This is a genomic window from Rhodopila globiformis (genome assembly GCF_002937115.1).
Classification (GTDB): Bacteria; Pseudomonadota; Alphaproteobacteria; order Acetobacterales; family Acetobacteraceae; genus Rhodopila; species Rhodopila globiformis.
Genome location: NZ_NHRY01000139.1, coordinates 100,172 through 120,126, shown reverse-complemented (window position 1 = coordinate 120,126; position 19,955 = coordinate 100,172). Strand labels below are relative to the sequence as shown.

Annotated in this window: 23 protein-coding genes and 1 tRNA gene; 7 read left to right on the top strand and 17 right to left on the bottom strand. The window is 68.6% G+C overall.

Annotation, left to right across the window (positions count from 1 at the left end; all coding sequences use genetic code 11):
- Positions 1-76 precede the first annotated feature (76 nt).
- The 14 genes from CCS01_RS14095 to CCS01_RS14030 form a co-directional block, all read right to left on the bottom strand.
- Positions 77-274, bottom strand: coding sequence for a 2-hydroxymuconate tautomerase (locus CCS01_RS14095; RefSeq protein ID WP_104519443.1), 198 nt, complete (start codon positions 272-274; stop codon positions 77-79).
- A 12-nt stretch (positions 275-286) separates the two neighbouring features.
- Positions 287-1,057: a 2-keto-4-pentenoate hydratase gene (locus CCS01_RS14090; RefSeq protein ID WP_104519442.1), complete on the bottom strand. Its 771-nt coding sequence runs from the start codon at positions 1,055-1,057 to the stop codon at positions 287-289.
- Positions 1,054-2,085, bottom strand: a complete 1,032-nt coding sequence (gene dmpG, locus CCS01_RS14085; RefSeq protein WP_104519441.1) for a 4-hydroxy-2-oxovalerate aldolase — start codon at positions 2,083-2,085, stop codon at positions 1,054-1,056. Before dmpG ends, CCS01_RS14090 begins: the two co-directional genes overlap by 4 nt.
- On the bottom strand, positions 2,086-3,027 hold the full coding sequence (locus tag CCS01_RS14080) for an acetaldehyde dehydrogenase (acetylating) (protein WP_104519440.1): 942 nt from the start codon (positions 3,025-3,027) through the stop codon (positions 2,086-2,088).
- A 3-nt stretch (positions 3,028-3,030) separates the two neighbouring features.
- Positions 3,031-3,816: a 2-keto-4-pentenoate hydratase gene (locus CCS01_RS14075; RefSeq protein WP_104519439.1), complete on the bottom strand. Its 786-nt coding sequence runs from the start codon at positions 3,814-3,816 to the stop codon at positions 3,031-3,033.
- Between the two features lies 1 nt (position 3,817).
- Positions 3,818-5,326 carry a 2-hydroxymuconic semialdehyde dehydrogenase gene (locus CCS01_RS14070; RefSeq protein WP_239992157.1) on the bottom strand — a complete coding sequence of 503 codons (1,509 nt, stop codon included), beginning with the start codon at positions 5,324-5,326 and terminating at the stop codon, positions 3,818-3,820.
- 343 nt (positions 5,327-5,669) lie between these two features.
- Entirely contained in the window at positions 5,670-6,590 is a 921-nt protein-coding gene (locus CCS01_RS14065) for a catechol 2,3-dioxygenase (RefSeq protein WP_104519438.1), read from the bottom strand.
- 80 nt (positions 6,591-6,670) lie between these two features.
- On the bottom strand, positions 6,671-7,096 hold the full coding sequence (locus CCS01_RS14060) for a 2Fe-2S iron-sulfur cluster-binding protein (RefSeq protein ID WP_146101750.1): 426 nt from the start codon (positions 7,094-7,096) through the stop codon (positions 6,671-6,673).
- Between the two features lie 5 nt (positions 7,097-7,101).
- Positions 7,102-8,157 (bottom strand): NADH:ubiquinone reductase (Na(+)-transporting) subunit F, encoded by a 1,056-nt coding sequence (locus CCS01_RS14055; protein ID WP_104519436.1) that lies wholly within the window; start codon positions 8,155-8,157, stop codon positions 7,102-7,104.
- A gap of 1 nt (position 8,158) precedes the next feature.
- On the bottom strand, positions 8,159-8,527 hold the full coding sequence (locus CCS01_RS14050; RefSeq protein ID WP_104519435.1) for a phenol hydroxylase subunit P4: 369 nt from the start codon (positions 8,525-8,527) through the stop codon (positions 8,159-8,161).
- Positions 8,528-8,540: 13 nt separating this feature from the next.
- Positions 8,541-10,055: an aromatic/alkene/methane monooxygenase hydroxylase/oxygenase subunit alpha gene (locus CCS01_RS14045; protein WP_104519434.1), complete on the bottom strand. Its 1,515-nt coding sequence runs from the start codon at positions 10,053-10,055 to the stop codon at positions 8,541-8,543.
- A 12-nt stretch (positions 10,056-10,067) separates the two neighbouring features.
- Complete coding sequence (locus CCS01_RS14040; protein ID WP_104519433.1) at positions 10,068-10,340, bottom strand: MmoB/DmpM family protein; 273 nt, start codon at positions 10,338-10,340, stop codon at positions 10,068-10,070.
- Positions 10,341-10,624: 284 nt separating this feature from the next.
- Positions 10,625-11,620, bottom strand: a complete 996-nt coding sequence (locus tag CCS01_RS14035) for a ferritin family protein (protein WP_104519432.1) — start codon at positions 11,618-11,620, stop codon at positions 10,625-10,627.
- Positions 11,621-11,633: 13 nt separating this feature from the next.
- The gene (locus CCS01_RS14030) at positions 11,634-11,969 is read right to left on the bottom strand and encodes a phenol hydroxylase subunit (RefSeq protein WP_146101749.1); all 336 of its coding nucleotides are present in this window, start codon (positions 11,967-11,969) and stop codon (positions 11,634-11,636) included.
- Positions 11,970-12,178: 209 nt separating this feature from the next.
- On the opposite strand from CCS01_RS14030, the gene CCS01_RS14025 reads away from it, so the two are divergent.
- The 7 genes from CCS01_RS14025 (at position 12,179) to CCS01_RS14000 (ending at position 16,160) form a co-directional block, all read left to right on the top strand.
- Positions 12,179-12,967 (top strand): FCD domain-containing protein, encoded by a 789-nt coding sequence (locus tag CCS01_RS14025; protein ID WP_104519431.1) that lies wholly within the window; start codon positions 12,179-12,181, stop codon positions 12,965-12,967.
- A 119-nt stretch (positions 12,968-13,086) separates the two neighbouring features.
- Positions 13,087-13,848, top strand: a complete 762-nt coding sequence (locus tag CCS01_RS14020) for an N-acyl homoserine lactonase family protein (protein WP_104519430.1) — start codon at positions 13,087-13,089, stop codon at positions 13,846-13,848.
- A 436-nt stretch (positions 13,849-14,284) separates the two neighbouring features.
- Positions 14,285-14,358: transfer RNA gene (locus CCS01_RS14015), tRNA-Cys, on the top strand.
- Positions 14,359-14,924: 566 nt separating this feature from the next.
- Positions 14,925-15,254 (top strand): hypothetical protein, encoded by a 330-nt coding sequence (locus CCS01_RS14010; protein WP_104519429.1) that lies wholly within the window; start codon positions 14,925-14,927, stop codon positions 15,252-15,254.
- Between the two features lie 162 nt (positions 15,255-15,416).
- Positions 15,417-15,593, top strand: a complete 177-nt coding sequence (locus CCS01_RS33685) for a hypothetical protein (RefSeq protein WP_158258382.1) — start codon at positions 15,417-15,419, stop codon at positions 15,591-15,593.
- Between the two features lie 86 nt (positions 15,594-15,679).
- Entirely contained in the window at positions 15,680-15,943 is a 264-nt protein-coding gene (locus tag CCS01_RS14005; protein WP_104519428.1) for a hypothetical protein, read from the top strand.
- Positions 15,944-15,959: 16 nt separating this feature from the next.
- Complete coding sequence (locus CCS01_RS14000) at positions 15,960-16,160, top strand: hypothetical protein (protein ID WP_104519427.1); 201 nt, start codon at positions 15,960-15,962, stop codon at positions 16,158-16,160.
- A gap of 195 nt (positions 16,161-16,355) precedes the next feature.
- On the opposite strand, the gene CCS01_RS13995 is transcribed toward CCS01_RS14000, so the two are convergent.
- The 3 genes from CCS01_RS13995 to tcuA are packed head-to-tail and all read right to left on the bottom strand — an operon-like array spanning position 16,356 to position 19,931.
- Complete coding sequence (locus tag CCS01_RS13995; protein WP_104519426.1) at positions 16,356-17,813, bottom strand: cobyric acid synthase; 1,458 nt, start codon at positions 17,811-17,813, stop codon at positions 16,356-16,358.
- The gene (locus tag CCS01_RS13990; protein ID WP_104519425.1) at positions 17,810-18,577 is read right to left on the bottom strand and encodes a cobalt-precorrin-6A reductase; all 768 of its coding nucleotides are present in this window, start codon (positions 18,575-18,577) and stop codon (positions 17,810-17,812) included. The genes CCS01_RS13995 and CCS01_RS13990 overlap by 4 nt, the downstream gene beginning before the upstream one ends.
- The gene (gene tcuA / locus CCS01_RS13985) at positions 18,564-19,931 is read right to left on the bottom strand and encodes an FAD-dependent tricarballylate dehydrogenase TcuA (RefSeq protein WP_104519460.1); all 1,368 of its coding nucleotides are present in this window, start codon (positions 19,929-19,931) and stop codon (positions 18,564-18,566) included. Before tcuA ends, CCS01_RS13990 begins: the two co-directional genes overlap by 14 nt.
- Between the last annotated feature and the right edge of the window lie 24 nt (positions 19,932-19,955).

Below are 19,955 nucleotides of genomic sequence, written 5' to 3'. Positions count from 1 at the left end.
GACACAACGCCGATCGGCCGTCGCATCGTCCTGGCTCAGCCGTTCATGCCTGGACCGCCGTTGCTCGGCCGGGGCGCTATGCCGGCGGCTTCACGGCCGCCTTGGTCACGCCGCCGACAGCAAAATGCTGCGGCGGCACCTCCCGCAGGATGACGCGCACCGCCTCCCGCGGCGCGCCGATGGCGGAGACCACGGCCTCGGTCACCCCGGCGCACAGCCGCGCCTTGGCCTCGTCGCTGCGTCCTTCGATCAGCGTGATATCGACGATCGGCATGGCGGACCTCTCTCAGGAAACGACGGTGAAGCTGACGCTGCCAAGCCCTTCGAACTCGGCCCGCACGAACTGCCCGGGGCTGAGCGCATGCGCCGCCGTCGCGCCGCCCGCCAGGACGATGTCGCCCGGCTCCAGCCGCTCGCCCGCCGCCGCGATCAGCCGCGCCGCTGCGACCAGCGAGCGCAGCGGATGCCCCAGGATGGCGGCGCTGGAGCCGACCTGGACCACCTGCCCGTCCACCTCTACCAGCAGGCCGAGGTTCGCGACGTCGGTCTCCGGCCGGTACCAGGCGCCCAGCAGGAAGCCCGAGGACGACGAGTTGTCCGCGATCACGTCCGGCAGCGCGAAGCGGAAGTCCTTGTAGCGGCTGTCGATGATCTCAATGGCCGGCGACACCGCCTCCACCGCCGCCAGGGCCTCCGCCGCCGTCACGCGCCCTTCCAGCGGACGGCGCATGATGAACGCGATCTCGGGCTCGGCGCGCGGATGCACAAAGCGGGCGCGGCTGAGTTCGCCCCCCTCCTCCACCCGCATCGCATCGGTCAGCCGGCCCCAGATCACCTCGCTGACGCCGACCTGCTGCATCTTGGCGCGGCTGGTCAGGCCCATCTTGTAGCCGGCGCGCTTCTCCCCGCGCGTCCGCCGGCGCGCGACGGACAGCGCCTGCACGGCATAGGCTTCCTCGGCCGAGAGCGCCGGATGCGTCTCGGTCAGTTGCGGGATCGCGGACGCGGTGCGCGCCGCTTCATCGACGATCCGGGCGAATTCAACCAGGGTGCTCATGCGTCCGCTCCCTGCTTCAGCAGGTCCAGTGCAACGTCGACGATCATGTCCTCCTGCCCGCCGACCATGCGGCGCCGGCCGAGTTCGCCAAGGATGGTGCGGGTGTCGATGCCGTATTGCCGCGAGGCGGTCTCGGCATGCCGCAGGAAGCTGGAATAGACCCCGGCATAGCCCAGCGAGAGACTCTCCCGATCCACCCGCACCGGACGGTCCTGCAGCGGCCGCACCAGGTCGTCGGCGGCGTCCATCAGGGCATACAGGTCGCAGCCGGTCGCGATGTCCATGCGGTTCAGCACGGCGATCAGCGCCTCCAGCGGGGCGTTGCCGGCGCCGGCGCCCATGCCGGCGAGCGAGGCATCGACGCGCACCGCCCCGGCCTCGATCGCGGCCACCGAGTTCGCCACGCCCATGGTCAGGTTGTGGTGGCAGTGGATGCCGATCTCGGTTTCCGGCTTCAGGGCGTCGCGGAAGGCGCGCACCCGCTCGCTGACCTGCGCCGGCAGCAGCGCGCCGGCGGAGTCGGTGACATAGACGCACTCGGCACCGTAGCTCTCCATCAGCAGCGCCTGCTCCACCAGCTTTTCCGTTGGGATCATGTGCGCCATCATCAGGAAGCCGATGGTGTCCATGCCCAGCGCACGGGCCGCCTCGATATGCTGCCGGGAGACGTCGGCCTCGGTGCAGTGGGTGGCGATCCGCACGCTGCGCGCGCCGGCATCGTAGGCGTGCTTCAGGTCATGCACGGTGCCGATGCCGGGGATCAGCAGCACCGTCACCACGGCGTTGCCGACCTCCGCCGCCACCGCGGCAACCCAGTCGGTATCGTCGTCGCTGCCGAAGCCATAGTTGAACGAGGCGCCGTTGATGCCGTCGCCGTGGCAGATCTCGATGGCGTCGACATGCGCCTGGTCCAGCGCGCGGGCGATGCCGCGCACGGTGTCCAACTTATACTGGTGGCGCACGGCGTGCATGCCGTCGCGCAGGGTGACGTCCTGCACATACAGCTTGTCGGGGTTCGGGCGGGCCATTTACGCAAGCTCCTTCTGCGCCACGCGCGCCGCCCAGGTCTCGGCGGTCGCCAGCGCGGCGGAGGTCATGATGTCGAGGTTCCCGGCATAGGCCGGCAGGTAGTGCGCGGCGCCCTGCACCTCGAGGAACACCGTTGTCTTCAGGCCGGCGATGCGGCCGAGGCCCGGGATGCGCACCGGCGCGTTGTCGCCGATGTGCTCGAACTGCACTTTCTGCTTCAGGCGGTAGCCGGGGACGTATTTCTGCACGGAAACGACCATGTCCTCGATCGACTGCTCGATCGCGTCCTGCGTGCCGCCCTGCGACAGGCAGAAGATCGTATCGCGCATCATCAGCGGCGGCTCGGCCGGGTTGAGGACGATGATCGCCTTGCCACGCTCGGCGCCGCCGACGCTCTCGATCGCGCGGCTGGTGGTTTCGGTGAACTCGTCGATGTTGGCGCGCGTGCCGGGGCCGGCCGAGCGGGACGAGATCGAGGCCACGATCTCGGCATATGGCAGGCGCTCCACCACGCGGCGCACGGCATGGACGATGGGGATCGTCGCCTGCCCGCCGCAGGTGACCATGTTGACGTTCGGCGCATCGACGGTGCCGGCCATGTTGACCACCGGCACGGTGTAGGGGCCGATGGCGGCCGGCGTCAGGTCGATCACCTTCTTGCCGTCGCGCCGCAGGATGGCGTCGTTCCGGATATGCGCCTTGGCCGAGGTGGCGTCGAACACCACGCCGATCGCGTCGTAGCCCGGCAGGCGCGTCAGGCCGTCGATGCCCTCATGCGTGATCGGCACGCCGAGCCGCGCGGCACGGGCCAAGCCGTCCGAGTCCGGGTCGATGCCGACCATCGCGCCCATTTCCAGATGCTGCGACGTCCGTATCACCTTGATCATCAGGTCGGTGCCGATGTTGCCCGACCCGATGATGGCGCACTTGATCCTGGCCATGATCTATTCCTTCGCGAAGGCGGCGCGCACGCTGCCGAGACCGTTGATGCGCACGTCGAACGTGTCGCCCGGCTGCGCCGCCACCATCGGGCCGAGCGCGCCGGAGAGAATGACGTCGCCGGCCCGCAGCGGGCGGCCGGTCTTCACCATGACTTTCGCCAGCCACAGCGCGGCGTTCAGCGGATTGCCCATGCAGGCGACGCCCGCGCCGACCGAGAGCGGCTCGCCGCGGCTCTCCATCACGCCGCCGCACAGCCGCAGGTCGAAGCTGCCGAGCTTCCGTGGCTCCGCGCCCAGCACGTACAGGCCGGAGGAAGCGTTGTCGGCGATGGTATCGGCCAGCCTTATGTCCCAGTTGGCGATGCGGCTGCCGACGACCTCGATCGCCGGCAGCGCGTATTCCACCGCGCCGAGCATGTCGGCGATGGTGAGCTGCTCGTGCGTCAGGTCGCGGCCGATGACGAAGGCGATCTCCATCTCCACCTTCGGCTGCATCACCGCGCCGGGCAGTATCGGCTCGCCGTCGGACACCGACATGTCGGCGAACAGCATGCCGTAGTCCGGCTGATCGACGCCGAGCTGCTTCTGCACGGCGCGGGCGGTCAGGCCGATCTTGCGGCCAACGAGGCGGCGTCCGGACTCGAGGTGGCGGACGGTGTTGATCTCCTGCACCGCATAGGCGCTTTCCACGTCGGTCGGCTCGATCAGGTCGCGGATCGGCGCGCAGGGAGTGAGGCTGGCCGCCGCCGTCCACAGGCGTTCGGCGGCGATGTTGGTTTGGCTGGTCATGTCAGAGCTTCACGCAGACGTTGGTGAGTTCGGTGTAGAACTCGAGCGAATGCACGCCGCCTTCGCGGCCGATGCCCGAGGTCTTGGCCCCGCCGAACGGGGTGCGCAGGTCGCGCAGGAACCAGGAATTCACCCAGCAGATCCCGACCTCGAGCTGTGCCGCGACGCGGTGGGCGCGCGAGAGGTTCTCGGTCCAGACCGCGGCGGCGAGGCCGTAATGGGTGTCGTTGGCTAGCCGGACCGCTTCTTCCTCGGTGTCGAACGGGCGGATGTGGCAGCACGGGCCGAATACCTCTTCCCGCACCACGCTGCTGTCGTCGGCGAGGCCGGTCCAGATCGTCGGCTGCACCCAGGCGCCGTCGGCCAGCTCGGGCGGCATCTCGGGCACGCCGCCGCCGGTTACCACGGTGGCGCCTTCCTCGACGGCCCGGCGATAGTAGGACAGCACCTTGGCCTGGTGCTCCTTCGAGATCAGCGGGCCGATGCTGGTGCCCGCGTCTCCGGGACGGCCGTGGCGCAGGGCTTCGGCGCCGGCCTTGAGGCGCGCGACGAACGCCTCGAAGACCGGGCGCTCGACATAGACGCGCTCGGTGCCCAGGCAGACCTGGCCGCAGTTGGCGAAGCAGGAGCGCAGGGTGCCTTCGATCGCCTTGTCCAGATCGGCGTCGGCGAAGACGATGGCGGGGTTCTTGCCGCCAAGCTCAAACGACACGTTGCGCAGGCCGACGGCCGCCTGGCGCATGATCGCCTCGCCGGTGCGGGTTTCGCCGGTGAAGGTGATGCCGTCCACCAGCGGATGGCGGGTCAGGAACTCGCCGGCCGCGTTCGGGCCGAAGCCGTGCACCACGTTGTAGACGCCGGCGGGCACGCCGACGGTGTTCATCACCTCACCAAGCAGCGTGGCGGTCAGCGGTGTCTCCTCCGAGGGCTTGACGACGACGGTATTGCCGCAGGCCAGCGCCGGGCCGACTTTCCAGGTCATCAGCAGCAGCGGCAGGTTCCACGGCGAGATCACCGCGATCACGCCCTTCGGGCGGCGCAGGCTGTAGTTGAGCGCGCCCTTGCCGTCGGGCGTCGGCATGCGGAAGAGTTCGTCCGCATGGGTCTTCACCACCTCGGTGAACATGCGGAAATTGGCGGCACCGCGGGGGATGTCGATGTGGCAGGCGAGCGATTTCGGCTTGCCGGTGTCGAGGCACTCGGCCTCCAGGAACTCATCGAAGCGGCGGGTGATCTCGTCGGCGACGCCGGCCAGCAGGTCGGTGCGTTCGGTGATGGTCATCTTGCCCCACGGGCCGCGCAGCGCCGCGTGGGCGGCACGCACCGCTTGGTCGACCTCGGCTTCGCCGCCTTCGGGGACGGTGCCGATGACGCTGTTGTCCACCGGGCAGCGGTTCTGCCAGGATCGGCCGGTGCCGCCCATGGTGAACGTGCCATTGATGAAATGACGAGCGTCGCGGATGCCCGTGGCAACCGGCGGGGCCGGGTGCGCAAGCATATCAGTGCTCATTTCTGGTCCTGCTATGAAAATGTGGTTTCGCTGGCGCCGAGGGGCGGGTGGAGCGAGGTCATCTCCCTATCGTCATGGCCGGGCGTGTCCCGGCCATCCGCGCTTCGACGGCGGGGGGTGGATGGCCGGGACACGCCCGGCCATGACGAAGAGAGAGCGGCCGCGCCGGCAAACCTTTCTCCAACCACCATTATCCTGATATGCATGGGGGCACGCCCGACCATGACGGCTGGGCATTAACGCCGCACCCGCCAAGGCCCTGACATGGCAAGCCGTAGGCTGACTGGGACGCACAGTCGTTGCCAAAACGTCATAGCGAGCAATCCGCACGGCCTGCCTCGTCTCAGGTCACGACCGTCAGGAAGCGCTCGTTGAGCTGTTGCTCGTAGTAGAAGATCCCCTTGCCCAGCTCGGTCTCGTCCCACATCCGTGTCGGGTCGGTCGGGTAATAAGTATAGCCCCCGGCGAACACCTCGTTGCGGTTGCCGGACGGATCGAAGAAGTAGATCGTCGTGCCGCGGGTGATGCCGTGGCGGGTCGGGCCGATGTCGCGGGAGATGTTGTAGCGGGTGATGATGTCCGAGGCCCAGCCGACGGCGTTCCAGTCCTCCAGGAAGAACGAAACGTGGTGGAACTTGCCGGGCTCGGGATGCTTCACGAATGCGATGTCGTGCGCCTTCGTGCTGCAGGTCAGCCAGGTGGCCAGCAGCCCGTCCGGCAGCATCACCTTCTCGGCGCAGCGGAAATCCAGCGCCTTCTCGAAGAAGTCCTGCACTTCCTCGATGTTCGGGCCATACAGCAGGGCATGGTCCATGCGGATCGGGCGCATGCCGTGCGGCTCGTCGGTCCACAGGTCCGGGTTGGTGATCGGCGGGTGCCGATCGGCCATCTCGATCTCGGCGTACAGCTCGATGCGGTGGCCCGAGGGTATAACGGTGCCGATGCGGCGGCCGACGCCGGGCATCTCGCCGGCTTCGACATGATAGACCGTATAGCCGTAGTCCTTGATCCGCTGCTCGAAGCTGTCGAGGTCGGACGGGCGGGCGACGCGGAAGGCGAACAGGTCGCAGCCTGACTCGTCGGCCTGGCGCAGCACGATGCTGTGGCGGTCGAACTCGTCATAGGCCTTGAGATAGACCCGCCCGTCCGGGCCTTCGCCGACGAAGTCGAGGCCGACCCGGTCGATGTAGTGGGTCTTGGCCGCGGCCATGTCGAGAACCCGGATCTGGCACAGGCCGGGACGCAGAACACCAGTAATGGCCATGAAAACTGCTCCTTGGGTTATTGGTTGGTGGTTTCGCTACAGCAGACCGCAGGTTGGTTGAGACACGGCGACGGCGCACCTCACTCGTCATGGCCCGGACAAGCCGGGCCATGACGATGAAGACAGGCCGTCTGCGTCCCAACTAACCTGCGGTCTGCTGTAGCAATGGTTTCGTCCGTCCGCGCCCGGGTGGCGCACGGGTTGCGTGGAGCGGCTGCGATCAGCAGGTCGCTCTCCGGGTAGATACGGCAGGCGAGCGCGTAGCCCGCCAGGCGCTCGTCCGCGGTCACGTGGTTGGCGCCCATGCGGTCCGCACGCACCGTGCCCTCCAGCACCTGCACGCGGCACACGCCGCAGCCGCCGTTGCGGCAGCCGATCCTGATGTCGCGGCAGAGGCCGCGGCGCTCGAACGCGTCGAGCACGTTCTGCTGCGGGCGGCACGGCACGTCGATGTCGGTGCCGGGCACGCGGATGCGGTGGACAGTGCGGATTTCGGTCTGGTCCATCGCCGTCACACCTTGCGGAACACGGGACTGCGTTTGGCCGCGCCGTCCTGCGCGGTCAGGAAGCGTTCGGTGAAGATGTGCTTCTCGAACAGCCGGCCCTGCATCAGCGTGCGCAGGCACGCCTCGATCATCGGCGGCGGACCGCAGAGATAAGCCGTCAGCCCCGCGAAGCCGCCGCCGAACAGGCGCTGCGCCACGTCGTGCACAAAGCCCCGCTCGCCCGCCCAGGCGCTGCCGTCCGGCTCCTGCGACAGCGCCGGGACATAGCGGAAGTTGGCATGCCGTGCCGCCAACTCAGCGAATTCCTGCTGGCCATACAGATCGGCCTGCGTGCGCACGCCGTGGATCAGCGTTATCGGCTGGTCGTAGCCCTCCTCGATCAGGTCGAGGATCATCGACCGCGGGCTGGAGACGCCGGTGCCGCCGGCGAGGAACAGCAGCGGCCCGCCGCGCGACTTGCGCACGAAGAACTGGCCGTACGGACCGGAGAGACGAAGCTGCTGCCCCGGGCGCAGCTCCGTGTGCAGCCACCCCGTCGCGGCGCCGTCCGGCACGCGCCGGACCTGGAGCCATACCTTGTCGCCCTCGCCCGGCGCGTTGGCGATCGAGAACGGGCGCGGGCCGGTGACGCCGGGGATTTCCAGGTTCACATACTGGCCGGGCTGGAAGTGCATGCCCGGCGGCGGCAAGGCCAGCGTGATGCCCTTGACGTCGTGCGTCAGGTCCTCGACCGCGGTTACTGTCCCGATGAAGTCGCTGACCGGGATCAGTTGCGCGTCGGGGTCCTCGTCGATGTCGGCTTCGATGGTGACGTCGCCCAGCAGCGTGCAGGTGCAGGCCAGCGCCTTGCCTTCGTCACGCTCGAAATCCATCAGCGCGAAGGCGGAGGCGTCGCCCAGCGACACCTCGCCCTCCAGCACGTCCACCTTGCACGTGCCGCACAGGCCGTGGCCGCAGGCGTGCGGCAGCCAGATGCCGGCGCGCAGGCAGGCATCCAGGATGGTCTGCCCGCTGCGTACCTCGATGGCCTGTCCCAGCGGTTCGATGCTCAGCGTCGGCATGTCAGGACGCCGAGCCGTGGTAGCCGTCGAGGCCGGGGGTCCAGAAACGGACAATCGACTTGTGGCCGACGCCGTTTTCGGCAAGCGATTTCCCGAGATCGGGTGTCGCGTCGGCGCCGTCGATCTGCCAGGTGACGGCCGCCCAGTCGATCGCCTCGGCCTGCGGGTGGGGGGCGTAGTGGGGCTTGATGACGTTGTCGATGAAGGCGCCGAACGGCATGTCCGGCGGCAACGGAAAAGCGATCGCGGCGCAGAAGGAGAGATGCTTCTCCCAGTGCACATAGACCACCTGGTTGCCGTGGAAGTTCCCGAGCCGATCGCGGACCTCGGTGTGAGCCTCGTAGTCCGGGCGGATGGCGATGACGCTCATGGTGCCTGCTCCCTCAACCGGCCAGCCGCGACTTGCTGGCCTGCCATTCGTCCCAGGTCTTCCTGTCCGGGGACTGGCCGAAGTCCAAATTGTCCTCGCCGACTTTCAGCTTGTACCAGTCGAGCACGTCGGGCACGGTCGCGCCGCCGCAGTTGCCCTGGAAGATCTGGTGCACCGGCAGCCAGCTCTGCGCGAACTTCTCCGGCTCGGCGTCGAAGATGTCCTTGCAGCCGTCGGAGCAGAAATGATACCGCTCGTTCTTGTACATGGACTGCCGGAAGGCGATGGTGGTAGGGTCGCCGGGCTCGGTGTACACCATCGGGATCTGGCAGGTGGTGCACAGCTGCGGCAGCGCCATGTTGTAGAAGCGGTGCCCGTCCTTCTCCATCTGCGCCCACATCTCATAACGCGGGCGATAATACTTGTCGAACGTGTTGGGATACTTCTCCGACAGCCAGTCCATCTCCTGCGCCGTCGGCAGCCAGGTGTGGAAGGCGGCGGCGTGGGTGTACTGGTAGAAGGTGCACCAGTTCTGGTGCGAAATGTGCTCGGCCTCGGCGGTGGCGACGTCGGCGTATTTCGGCGGGCGCAGGCCATAGCGCGCGAGGTCCTGGAACAGCGCGCCGCCGGCCTCGGTGAAGTAGATCTCCCAGGCTTCCTTCCAGGACATCACCTTCTTCGGCAGCATGTAGTCCATCATCATCGCCACCAGCCCGAGCACGCGGTGGCCGCGCCAGAACCACTTGTCCACCCATTTCTGCACAATCGGCAGGTTGTCCGGATGCTGCTCCAGCAGGAACTTGATGACCTCGATGCCGAGCGTCATGTGGCGGCTCTCGTCGGACTGCGCCGAAAACCCGAACGTGACCGTGGCGAGGTCGCCGTTATAGGCGGCGCCCGACATGAACGGCACGAACAGCAGGTTGGTCAGCACGTACTCGAAGGCGAAGCCGATGGCGATCATGAACTCGAACGGGCCGGCAGTGCGTGCGTCGTCGAAGAACGACTTCGGCACCGAGAGGTACCACACCCGGTCGTGCATGTGCGGCCACTCGGCCATGCCGTTGAAGAACTTGTTGTAGTGGCTGATCGTGTGGATCTGCGTCTGGGCATGGCGCAGCTCGTCCAGCGACTGCATCTGCGCCGCGACGCGCGGGCCGACGCCGCGCAGGTGCCGCCCGGTGAAGGCGAAGCCGCGATGCGCCTGGTACTCCAGCGGCGAGACGCCGGTGATGAACAGCTTGATGGCGTTGATGTAGCGCGGGTCGGAGATGCCGGTCTGGCCGTTGCTCTGCGCGAAGCTGTCGAGCACGGCATACAGCTTGCGTTCCTTCTCCGCCTGGAACTTCCAGTAGCTGTCCATGGTCAGGCGGAACGGGTCTTCCCACTCCGACCAGTCGCGGATCTTGATGCCCTCGAAACGGTCGTAGGGGTAGACCTCCTCCATCGGCTGGTAGGTGGTTTCCCAGTCCAGGCCGCGGGTCATCAGCGCATAGCGCTGCTTCAGGCCGAGCTTGCGTGCGGACATGATCGCGCCTCCTCAGTGACGCCAGGCGATGGTGAAGTGGTCGTCGTCCTCGTCGAGATTGCCGGCCATCGAGATCAGCACGAGGTGGATTTCCTGCGGGTCCCACGTCCGGCCGATGCGCTGCTCGACCGAGGCGCGGTTGACGGTGAGCTTGCCGTCGCAGTCGAGCTTGACGGCACCTGGCATATTGAGGACGCGCACGCCGGGATTGTCGGCGATGATCGCCTCGATGATCGGACGCGCGGCATCGGTCTGCTGCAGCGTCAGTGACGCGAACTGGGCCATTCCTGGAGTTCCTTTATTATCAGAATGCGGTCTCGCTGGCGCTCAAGGTCGATCGGGGCAAGGTCCCCGGCCCATCATCATGGCCGGGCGTGTCCCGGCCATCTGCGCTGCGGCGGCGGGGGGTGGATGGCCGGGACACGCCCGGCCATGACGGAGAGAGAACGGCCGTGACGGGGAAGTAACGGACATGACGGGGAAGTAACGGACATGACGGGGAAGTAACGGCCGCTGCCGTTGTCAACCTTCGGACTGCCATCGCCGCCAGCTGGCCAACTGTGCCTGCATTACGCATCGAGCGTCACACCGAGCCGGGTGGCGCGCGTGCGGGCGTCGTTGGCGGCGGCTTCGGCGGCGGCTTCGTCGCCCAGCAGCGCCGCGGCCAACGGACGCGCCGCGGCGGCGGCACGGTCGATCGCCCGGGCGGCCCAGCGTGAAATCAGTTGCTTGTTGGCCTCGCTCTCGGCGGCGGCGCCACTGATGACAGCGTCGACCCAGCGGCCTTCGTCGTCGCGCCAGTCGGCCATGAACTCGGTCAGCAGCGAAACAGTGGTCGCGGCGCTGTCCCAGGCGGCGTCGGCGCGGTCGTAGATCAGGCCGAACACCACGCTGTTGATCGCCAGCGTCTGTTCCACCAGCAGGCGGAACCAGTCGCGCTCGACGAAGCTGTCCTCGACCAGTCGGCGCACACCCTGCCAGGCCGGATCGGTCATCCAACTCTCCTTGGCCCGGTCCAGGCTGTGGCCGGTCTGGCCGTCCAGCAGCAGGCCAATGCGGCTGACGATCTGCGCCATGCCGAGGTGGTCGCCCGCCGAGAAGATGCACGGCGCGGTGACCGCAGTGCCGTAGCCGCGCTGGCACGCCTCGCTCATGTTCATGTTGGCGCCCCAGTGCGCGTGGCGCAGCGGCAGCAGGAACCGCTCGATCCGCCCGCGCAGGGCCGGGTCCAGCCCACCCAGCAGGTTGCGCTTCTCGGCCAGGGCGAAGTTGCGCTCGCAGGCCCCGTTCCAGCCGGCGCGGCCTATATTATAAGTGGCGTAGTAAAGCTGGCGGGGGTCGCGCAGCGAATACCAGTCCTGCATGACGATCTGCGTCTTGCGCACGTCGTAATGCCAGTATTCAGGTTCCCACAGCGGCTTGTAGTGGAAGTTGGCCGTCGCCTGGACATCCAGCGTTGCTTCCTCGTACCGCGTGGCGGGCCGATCGGCGCCGAAGCGGCGGGCGATGTGGCCGAAGGTCTGGCGCTTCGGCTCGATCGCAATCGTCTTGAGATCGACGGTCACGTTGTTCTCCCGGTTATGACTGTGTCGTTACGCCACTGCTGGCAGGCGCCGCCTGCGCGGGCAGCGCGATGTAGCCGAGTTGCCGGAACAGCTCCGGCCGGCGCAGGCGCCAGGCGAGCCGCTCGATCTGCGCGCCGATGTCCGGCGCCGGCGTCTCGATCGTGGCGCGGCGTTGCGCGCAGAACTCGGCGAAGCCGGCGAACGGCAGGATGAGCTCGACGGTGAGCGTGTCGTCGCCGAGCGAAAATACGAACTCGACGTAAGCGTCGCGCCGCAACCCGGTGACGCGCACACGGGCGGGCGGCGCTGCCCCGTGTTCGACTGCTTCTTCCCACCCTGCGCGCCCCATGTGCGCTGCCCCTTATGCTTGGCCGTTTATTGCCGGCGTGGCGCTGTCCTGCGTCAGCCGGTCCACACGCGCACCATAGGGCGGCGTTATCGGCTGTCAACAGGAATATCGATATTCACAAAAATATCGTTGTTTTGCGTTCCGTGCCGTGTACATGCTTTCGAGAGAGGACTATGGAAATTTCCGAGAATCCGGGTTAGCGTTACCCTATGTCTCGAATCGAGAATCACCCGCCGCTGCGGCCGGCTGCCAGCCGCCATGATCCGCTCGCCGAACCCGTGAGCCCGGCGTCGAGCGCCCGTACCCTGGTCGAGAGCGTCTATGCGGCGCTGCGCCGCGACATCGTGGACGGCACGCTGCCACCGGACATGAAGCTGCGCACCGAGGTGCTGAAGGAGCACTACGCCGTTTCCGGCAGTACGCTGCGGGAGGCGCTGACGCGGCTTATCGGCGAAGCCCTGGTAACGGCCGAAGGCCAGCGCGGCTTCCGGGTGGCGCCGATGTCGGTGGACGACCTCGCCGATCTGACCCAGGTGAGAAAGCTGGTCGAGTGCGAGGCGCTGCGCCAGGCCATTGTCCATGGCGGCGACGCCTGGGAAGCGACGGTTGTCGCGGCTTTCCACCGTCTCTCCAGGGTCGAGCAACGGCTGACCGAGGAGACGCGTGAACAGTTGTGGGCGGAGTGGGAGGCCCGCAACCAGGACTTCCACACCGCCTTGCTCAGCAGCTGCCCCTCGCGCTGGCTGCACTACGTGCAAGGGGTGTTGTACCAGCAGACCGAGCGCTACCGGCGGGCTGCCCTGACCACGCGCAGCGTGCCGCGCAATGTCCATGCCGAGCATGCGGCGATCAAGGATGCCGCGCTCGCCCGGGACGCCGATCGCGCCTGTGCCGCGCTTGGGGACCACATCGAGCGCACGCTGGACGTCATGCGGCGTCGCATTGCCGCACAACCGGGCGATGCCAGGACGGCGAGCGCCCCGGCCGCGCCAGATTGAAACCCGGCTGCCGGCGCCAAGATCCGCGGCGCCCGGTCCGGCAACCGCCGCCGCGGCACGCACTGCGAACCCATCGTCGACGCCCTTTCCGAAGCGGTACAGAAACAAGGACCCCTGGCATGAAAATGCATCTGTTGTCCGGCGGCCGTCTACGCTATCGGCGCGGCATCTATTATCCCGGAGCCGACCGGGAAGAAACGATCGAACTCCCGGTCAGTTGCGCGCTGCTGAAGCACAAGCAGGGCCTGGTGCTGTTCGACACCGGTTGCCATCCCTCGGTCGTAACGAATGCCGAAGCCCGCTGGGGCGGCCTGGCCCGGCTGATGGCGCCGGTCTTCGCCGAGCAGCAAGCCGTCATCAACCAGTTGCCCCTGGCCGGCGTCACGGCCGGCGACGTCGACGTCGTCGTCTGTTCCCACCTGCATCCCGATCATTGCGGTTGCAACGTCTTCTTCCCCCGCGCAACGGTCCTGATCCAGGCCACCGAAATCGCCGCCGCCCGGGCCGGGAACAGCGAATCCCGGGGATACCGCGCGATCGAATGGGACCTTCCCAATCCGATCGAGCCGCTCGATGGCGCGCGCGACCTGTTCGGCGACGGCCGGATCACCCTGCTGCACGTGCCGGGCCACACCCCGGGCATGATGGCGGCGCACGTGGTGCTCGACCGCGATGGCGCCTTCGTGCTGGCGTCCGACTCCGTCGCCGTCCGGGCGCATCTCGATGAACGCTACGCTCCGAAGAACACCTGGAACGTGGACCAGGCGATAGTCTCGATCGAAACCATCGCCCGCCTGCAGCAGGACGGCGCCACCGTCCTGTTCGGCCACGATGCCGCGCAATGGGCCAGTCTGCGCACCGGTGCGGAGCCCTACGTGTGATCGCCGCCGCCAGGATCACCCGGAGTGGTTCGCTCAGGCGCCAGGATCGCCGGACAGGGCGCTCTGCCTGCCGATGATCGAGATGCCGCGCCGGGGCCAGCCGCCGCTGATCCTGCCCCACCGTGACCGCGGCAACGGCTTTCACCCGCTGGCCGTCTGCGACTACCGCCGCCAGCCGCCGAAGCCAAAGGACAGGCGGCATCGCCTGGGCTGTCCGTCGCCAGCGGGTCACCGGCCTTGTCGCTCCCGGCCGGAGCCATTCCGCATGCGGCGCCGTCTCCACCGCGCGCCAGGACGGCCCTCCCGTTTCCGTTACGACGGGTGCGTACCAGTTGCCCCAATCCGGCAGACACGTCCGGCATGATCTGCGTTCATGATGAATAACACTAATATGAGTTGGAAAACGTCTTATGCTGCCGCACTATCCTCACAACACGGTCCGTTGGCGGAGCGGCGACGCACTGGATTGCAGATCCAATCAGCCTGGTTCAACTCCAGGACGGACCTCCATCCGCTCAAAGCCACAGCGACATCACGCGCACATCAGCCATTGCGCGCGCCTCTGCGATCCTGGGCGGCTGTCGCAGCCATGTGTCGCTGCCCGAAGCCGCTAACCTTCGCCCGACAATCGCCCCATCCGGCACGATGCGGCCATGACGCCGACGGTTGGCCCATATCCGTTCGGAACCGCACTTTGTGATGATGGAAACCAGTTCATTTCCGGTTTCGTGATCGTCGGAAAAACGATGCGTAATGTAAATTGCATATTATTTCTACATTGCACCAAAATTGTGATCACGATGATTTGTGATTTTCGTTTCAAATCACCAATCCGTGAGTTATACAGCCTGTGCTTCCTCCCTCTCCAAACTTGAGCCGCGGGAGGCCAGACATCCTTCCGCGGCGCTTCATTTGGATCCCGGGTAGGAAAAACTGTCAGCAATACGGTGACCCATGCACGCCATCGCCTTGCCACAGAATGCCGCTCCAGCCTGTGCCGCAGCCGATCCGGCGCCCGGCCTGCACGCATCGCCCATCGATCCCGCGCCCGCCTGCGCGTCGCCGGAGCCACGCGCATGATGGCCCGCCGCCCGGCCGCTGCGCCGAAGGGACTCGCATTCGCGATCCACGACCTGCTTCGCATGCGGGACTGGGCCGATCGGCATGGCGTCCGCATGGTGATCCGGCTCGACCACGACGTCGACAACGAGGACTACGAAGAAGTCATCGCGTTCCGTACGAATACGAAACAAACATGCTTCCTGCTGATCTGGCGCACCACCGAATCCATCATCGTCCAACCCCTCCTCGGTCGGCCGCTGGTTTTCCGGTCCGTCGGCCATGTGCTGGAAAACCTGGTGGAAGGACAGGACAACGCGATGACGGATACCACGGCGACTGACTGACCGCCTGGATCCAGTACGGCGCCCCTGGGCCGGGAACCGAGACGCACGACCGATTGCCTGCGGCAGCAGGCGGCGCCGGAGACGCGGACCGTCTCCCGCAATCCGCCAAAAACGTTGCCCGGGTCACAGCGAGCCACCCGATCAAACCGCTAAAGGCAGTCCATGTCCCACGTCACCGTAGCCGAACTCATCGAAATCGCGCCGGACCTGCTGGCAATGGCCCGGGTCGAAGCGTCAGCCGAGGTGCGCGACGCGCTGATCCGCCTGGCGAACCGCTACGCGGCCATGGCCGATGACCAGCCCGCCCCGGCCCGCATATCGGCGGCGAGGCCCGCATGAACGCCCGCGCCCACCTGGTCGCCCGGCCCGGCGGGCAAAGCAACCAACGATCCTGACACGCGGCAACAGCAGAAGGGACAGACGCCATGGACATGCAGTCAACCGACCTATCCACCGAGCGCTTCGACACCGCCGATGACCGGGTTGCCGCGCTGCGCCAGATGACCGCCGAGCAGTTGCTGCAACTGGGCGCGCACCGGGTCGCCTATCTCAAGGGCCGCCAGCACGACGGCGAATTCCTTTTCGTGCTGTATGGCGCCGACGGCCTGCCCGTCGCGACGGCCGACGATATCGACGAGGTCGCCGAGATGGCGTCGGAAATGGGCCTGAGTTTCATCGCCGTCCATTGAGCGGAAAGGGTTGGCCATGCCGATGATCGAAACACTGATCGAGCCGCGCCGTGTCACGCGGGTGTTCTTCGACTGTCGCAATGCCGACCCTGGCCCCGACGATCAACGTCGCATCGCGGCAGCCGTCGCCGAGGCGCTCGCGCTGGGCGACGACGAAGACGATGAGCCGGACGCCGGCTACGCCTTGATGCCGCCGGCGGAGTCCCTCGCGGCCTGATCCGCGCCGCAACGCCGCCGCCGGGGCGGCGGGCCGCCGGAATGAGGCACGGTCGGTGCACCACCGTCATGGCCGGGCGTGTCCCGGCCATCCACCCCCCACCGTCGAAGCGCAAATGGCCGGGACACGCCCGGCCATGACGGTGCGGTAACGGGCCTGAACGCCGATCTTTTCGTTCCCCAGGCCGCCCGCGCTTCACCGCATCAGGTTGAGCAGCCGATCGAGATCGATATGCGCCGCGACATGCCGCGCCAGCGCATCCAGTGCCGCCTCGACCGACGCCTCGTATTCCAGTGCCGGCGCCCCGGCGGCGAACCGCGCCAGCCATGCGCCACGCTGCCGGTCGTCGGCGAACAGCCCGTGCACATAGGTCCCGAACACGCGGCCGTTCGCCGCCATCGCCCCCTCGGCCAGCCCGCCGTCCAGGCGCGCGAACGGACGGCCCCGGTCGGGTCCCTCGGTGACGCCCATGTGCATCTCGTAGCCGCTGAAGGCGACCCCGTCGCTGGTCGTGCCGCGGACCGGCTCCAGCCGCTTGGCGCCGGACAGCACCGTTTCCACCTGCAGCAGTCCCAGCCCCGTCACGCTGCCCGCCGGTCCCTCCACCCCGTCCGGATCGGCGATGCGCGCGCCCAGCATCTGGTAGCCGCCGCACAGCCCCAGCACCGCCCCGCCCCGCCGCACATGCGCGGCAATGTCGATGTCGAACCCCGCCTCCCGCAGCACCGCCAGGTCCGCGATGGTGGATTTCGACCCCGGCAGGATGACCAGCCCGGCATCCCCCGGCAGTACGCCGCCCGGCTCGACCCGCACCAATTCGACCGCCGGCTCCGCCGCCAGCGGGTCGAGGTCGTCGAAATTGGCGATCCGCGGCAGCACCGGCACGGCAACGCGTAGCTTCGCCTCCGGGCGGCGCGGCGGCGCCTGTGCCAGCGCCAGCGCATCCTCGGCCGGCAGCCGCGCCGCGTCCGGCAGGAACGGCACCAGGCCGAGCGGCGCCCAGCCGGTGCGCTGCGCGATGAACCGCATCCCGTCGGCGAACAGCGCCGGATCGCCGCGGAAGCGGTTGACGATGAAGCCGGCGATCATCGCCGCGTCGTCCGGATCGAGCACCGCCGCCGTGCCGACCAGGCTGGCGATGACGCCGCCGCGGTCGATGTCGCCAATCAGCGCCACCGGCACGCCGGCAGCGCGCGCGAAGCCCATGTTGGCGATGTCGTTGGCGCGCAGGTTGATCTCCGACGCGCTGCCGGCGCCTTCCACCAGCACGATGTCGGCCTCGGCCCGCAGCCGCGCGTAACTGTCCAGCACCGCCGCCATCAGCCGCGGCTTCCAGCTCTGATACGCCGCCGCCGAGGCCTGGCCGACGACCTGCCCCTGCACCACGATCTGCGAGCCAATCATGCTCTGCGGCTTCAGCAGCACCGGGTTCATGTGGACGGACGGCGGCACCCGCGCGGCGCGCGCCTGCAGCGCCTGGGCCCGACCGATCTCCCCGCCGTCGGCGGTGACGGCGGCGTTGTTGGACATGTTCTGCGGCTTGAACGGCCGCACCCGCAGGCCGCGCCGCACCAGCGCCCGCGCCAGCCCGGCCACCAGCAGCGACTTGCCCACGTCCGAGCCGGTGCCCTGCAGCATCAGCGCGCGGGTCATGCGGCGATGCTCCCGAGGGCGCCCCGCACCCAGGCGACCGCCTCCGCCACCGTGGCGGCGTGCGGCGTGTCCGGCCGCGCCGGACGGCGGCGCATCACCACCGGGATGCCCAGCCGCCGCGCCGCCGCCAGCTTGCCGTCGGTGGCGCTGCCGCCGCTGTTCTTGCAGACGATCGTGTCAATCCGCCGGTCCCGCAGCAGCGCGTACTCCGCGTCTTCCGTGAACGGTCCGCGCGCCAGCAGCAGCTCGGCCTGCGCGAACCGCGGCATCGGGTCGGGCGGGTCCACCATGCGGATCAGGAAGCGGACATGGTCCAGCGGCGCGAAGGCGCCGATCTCCTGCCGCCCGAGCGCCAGCAACGCATGCCGCGCGATGCGGCCGACGATTTCGGCGGCCTCCGTCCAGTCGGCTACCACGTGCCAATGGTCGCCCGGCCCCGGCTGCCAGGCCGGGCGTTCCAGCCGCAGCAGGCTCGTCCCGGTGGCGGCGCAGGCGGCGGCGGCGTTCCAGCCCATCTGGCTGGCGAAAGGGTGCGTGGCATCGACCACCGCGGCGATGCGCGACTCGCGCAGGTAGGCCGCCAGCCCCTCCGGCCCGCCGAACCCGCCGATGCGGCACGCGCCGGCGGGTAGGCGCGGATTCGCCGTGCGGCCGGCCAGCGAGCTGACCACCCGCAGCCCGGCCGCACCGACCAGGGCCGCGGCCAACGCATAGCCCTCGGTGGTGCCGCCGAGGATCAGCAGCCCGGGCTCAGCCTGCGGCATGGCGCGCGGCCTCCTGCCCGGCGATGCGGCCGAACACGGCGCCGATGACGACGGCGGCGCCGGCCAGGTAGCCGGTGCCAAGAATGCTCTGCGCCATGATCATCCCCGCGGCATACAGGTTCGCAATCGATCCGCCGTCCTTCAACACCACGCGCGCCTGCGCATCAACCTTCACCCCAAAACAGGTGAACGTAATCCCCGGCCCGATCGGCACCGCGGCGAACGGCGGCTCGGTCAGCGCCCGGGCGTAGCGCGACTTGTCCGGCGCCAGGCCGACGGTGCGCCCGTCCCGCACGGCGGCGTTGTAGGCGCCGAGGGTCGCCACCAGCGCTGCCGGGTCCAGCCCGGCCAGCGCCGCCAGGTCCGCCGCCGTTGCGGCCCGCAGCGGCGGGAAGGCCGGTGGCGGCACGCGCTGCTCGGCCGCCGCGTCCAGAATCAGCCAGGCGGCCTGCCCCGGCTGCTCCGCCACCTTTCGGCCCCAGACGGCGTAGCGAGTCGGCCCGGTGTCGCCGCCCTCGTCATGGAAGCGCCGCCCGGCCTGGTCCACGACGATGCCGGCCGGGATGCCCCGCACCCGGGTGACGATGCCGCCGTCCACCTCCGGCGAGCGGGCGTCGACCGCCACCAGGTGGCAGGCGCCCGGCTCCCCCGCCGTCGCCGCGCCTTGCGCAATCAGGTCGCGCAGGATGGCGCCGTCGGCATAGGGCGTGCCACGGATCAGGAAGCGGTCCGCCGCCTCGCCCCACCACGCGCGCAGCCCCGGCCGATGGGCCTGGGCACCGCCGCAGCCGACGACGACGGCGCGCGGGCACAGGGTTTCGGGGCCGGAGGGCGTCATCAGGTCGACCGTCCGCACCCGCCCGTCGGCCACCGCCAGCCCGCGCGCGCCGCTGTCGTAGCCGATGGCGACGCCAAGCCGTCCGGCCGTCGCATACAGCGCATTCACCGCGGCCTTGCCGCCGCCCCAGAAGAAACAGGTGCGCCGCGAGAACGGCAGCAGCCCGTCGCCGGCCCGCTGGAACACCACGCCCTGCGCGGCCAGCCACGGCACGATGGCGGCCGAGTGCTCCACCAGCATCCGGCTGAGCAGCGGATCGCCGTGTCCCTCGGCCGCGCGCCGCAACTCGGCCAGGTATTCCTCGGCGCCGTAGCATTCCGGCGAGAACGGCGTCGGCGCGTCGTGCATGATGCGGAGGTTGCGTGAATGCCGGGTGTTGCCGCCGCGCAACGCCGGCGGCGCCAGTTCGGCCAGTCGCACCGACGCCCCGGCCCGCCGGGCCGCGATCGCGGCGCACAGCGCGGCCACGCCGCCGCCGATCACCAGCACGTCAGGGGCGGCAGGCTGTGTCGTCACGGCCGCATTAAGCACGGGCGGGCG

What these genes read in the sequence shown, in the direction of transcription:
- CCS01_RS14095 (WP_104519443.1), bottom strand. Translation starts at nt 274, where the DNA reads ATGCCGATCGTCGATATCACGCTGATCGAAGGACGCAGCGACGAGGCC.
- CCS01_RS14090 (WP_104519442.1), bottom strand. Translation starts at nt 1,057, where the DNA reads ATGAGCACCCTGGTTGAATTCGCCCGGATCGTCGATGAAGCGGCGCGC.
- dmpG (WP_104519441.1), bottom strand. Translation starts at nt 2,085, where the DNA reads ATGGCCCGCCCGAACCCCGACAAGCTGTATGTGCAGGACGTCACCCTG.
- CCS01_RS14080 (WP_104519440.1), bottom strand. Translation starts at nt 3,027, where the DNA reads ATGGCCAGGATCAAGTGCGCCATCATCGGGTCGGGCAACATCGGCACC.
- CCS01_RS14075 (WP_104519439.1), bottom strand. Translation starts at nt 3,816, where the DNA reads ATGACCAGCCAAACCAACATCGCCGCCGAACGCCTGTGGACGGCGGCG.
- CCS01_RS14070 (WP_239992157.1), bottom strand. Translation starts at nt 5,326, where the DNA reads ATGAGCACTGATATGCTTGCGCACCCGGCCCCGCCGGTTGCCACGGGC.
- CCS01_RS14065 (WP_104519438.1), bottom strand. Translation starts at nt 6,590, where the DNA reads ATGGCCATTACTGGTGTTCTGCGTCCCGGCCTGTGCCAGATCCGGGTT.
- CCS01_RS14060 (WP_146101750.1), bottom strand. Translation starts at nt 7,096, where the DNA reads ATGGACCAGACCGAAATCCGCACTGTCCACCGCATCCGCGTGCCCGGC.
- CCS01_RS14055 (WP_104519436.1), bottom strand. Translation starts at nt 8,157, where the DNA reads ATGCCGACGCTGAGCATCGAACCGCTGGGACAGGCCATCGAGGTACGC.
- CCS01_RS14050 (WP_104519435.1), bottom strand. Translation starts at nt 8,527, where the DNA reads ATGAGCGTCATCGCCATCCGCCCGGACTACGAGGCTCACACCGAGGTC.
- CCS01_RS14045 (WP_104519434.1), bottom strand. Translation starts at nt 10,055, where the DNA reads ATGTCCGCACGCAAGCTCGGCCTGAAGCAGCGCTATGCGCTGATGACC.
- CCS01_RS14040 (WP_104519433.1), bottom strand. Translation starts at nt 10,340, where the DNA reads ATGGCCCAGTTCGCGTCACTGACGCTGCAGCAGACCGATGCCGCGCGT.
- CCS01_RS14030 (WP_146101749.1), bottom strand. Translation starts at nt 11,969, where the DNA reads ATGGGGCGCGCAGGGTGGGAAGAAGCAGTCGAACACGGGGCAGCGCCG.
- CCS01_RS14025 (WP_104519431.1), top strand. Translation starts at nt 12,179, where the DNA reads ATGTCTCGAATCGAGAATCACCCGCCGCTGCGGCCGGCTGCCAGCCGC.
- CCS01_RS14020 (WP_104519430.1), top strand. Translation starts at nt 13,087, where the DNA reads ATGAAAATGCATCTGTTGTCCGGCGGCCGTCTACGCTATCGGCGCGGC.
- CCS01_RS14010 (WP_104519429.1), top strand. Translation starts at nt 14,925, where the DNA reads ATGATGGCCCGCCGCCCGGCCGCTGCGCCGAAGGGACTCGCATTCGCG.
- CCS01_RS33685 (WP_158258382.1), top strand. Translation starts at nt 15,417, where the DNA reads ATGTCCCACGTCACCGTAGCCGAACTCATCGAAATCGCGCCGGACCTG.
- CCS01_RS14005 (WP_104519428.1), top strand. Translation starts at nt 15,680, where the DNA reads ATGGACATGCAGTCAACCGACCTATCCACCGAGCGCTTCGACACCGCC.
- CCS01_RS14000 (WP_104519427.1), top strand. Translation starts at nt 15,960, where the DNA reads ATGCCGATGATCGAAACACTGATCGAGCCGCGCCGTGTCACGCGGGTG.
- CCS01_RS13995 (WP_104519426.1), bottom strand. Translation starts at nt 17,813, where the DNA reads ATGACCCGCGCGCTGATGCTGCAGGGCACCGGCTCGGACGTGGGCAAG.
- CCS01_RS13990 (WP_104519425.1), bottom strand. Translation starts at nt 18,577, where the DNA reads ATGCCGCAGGCTGAGCCCGGGCTGCTGATCCTCGGCGGCACCACCGAG.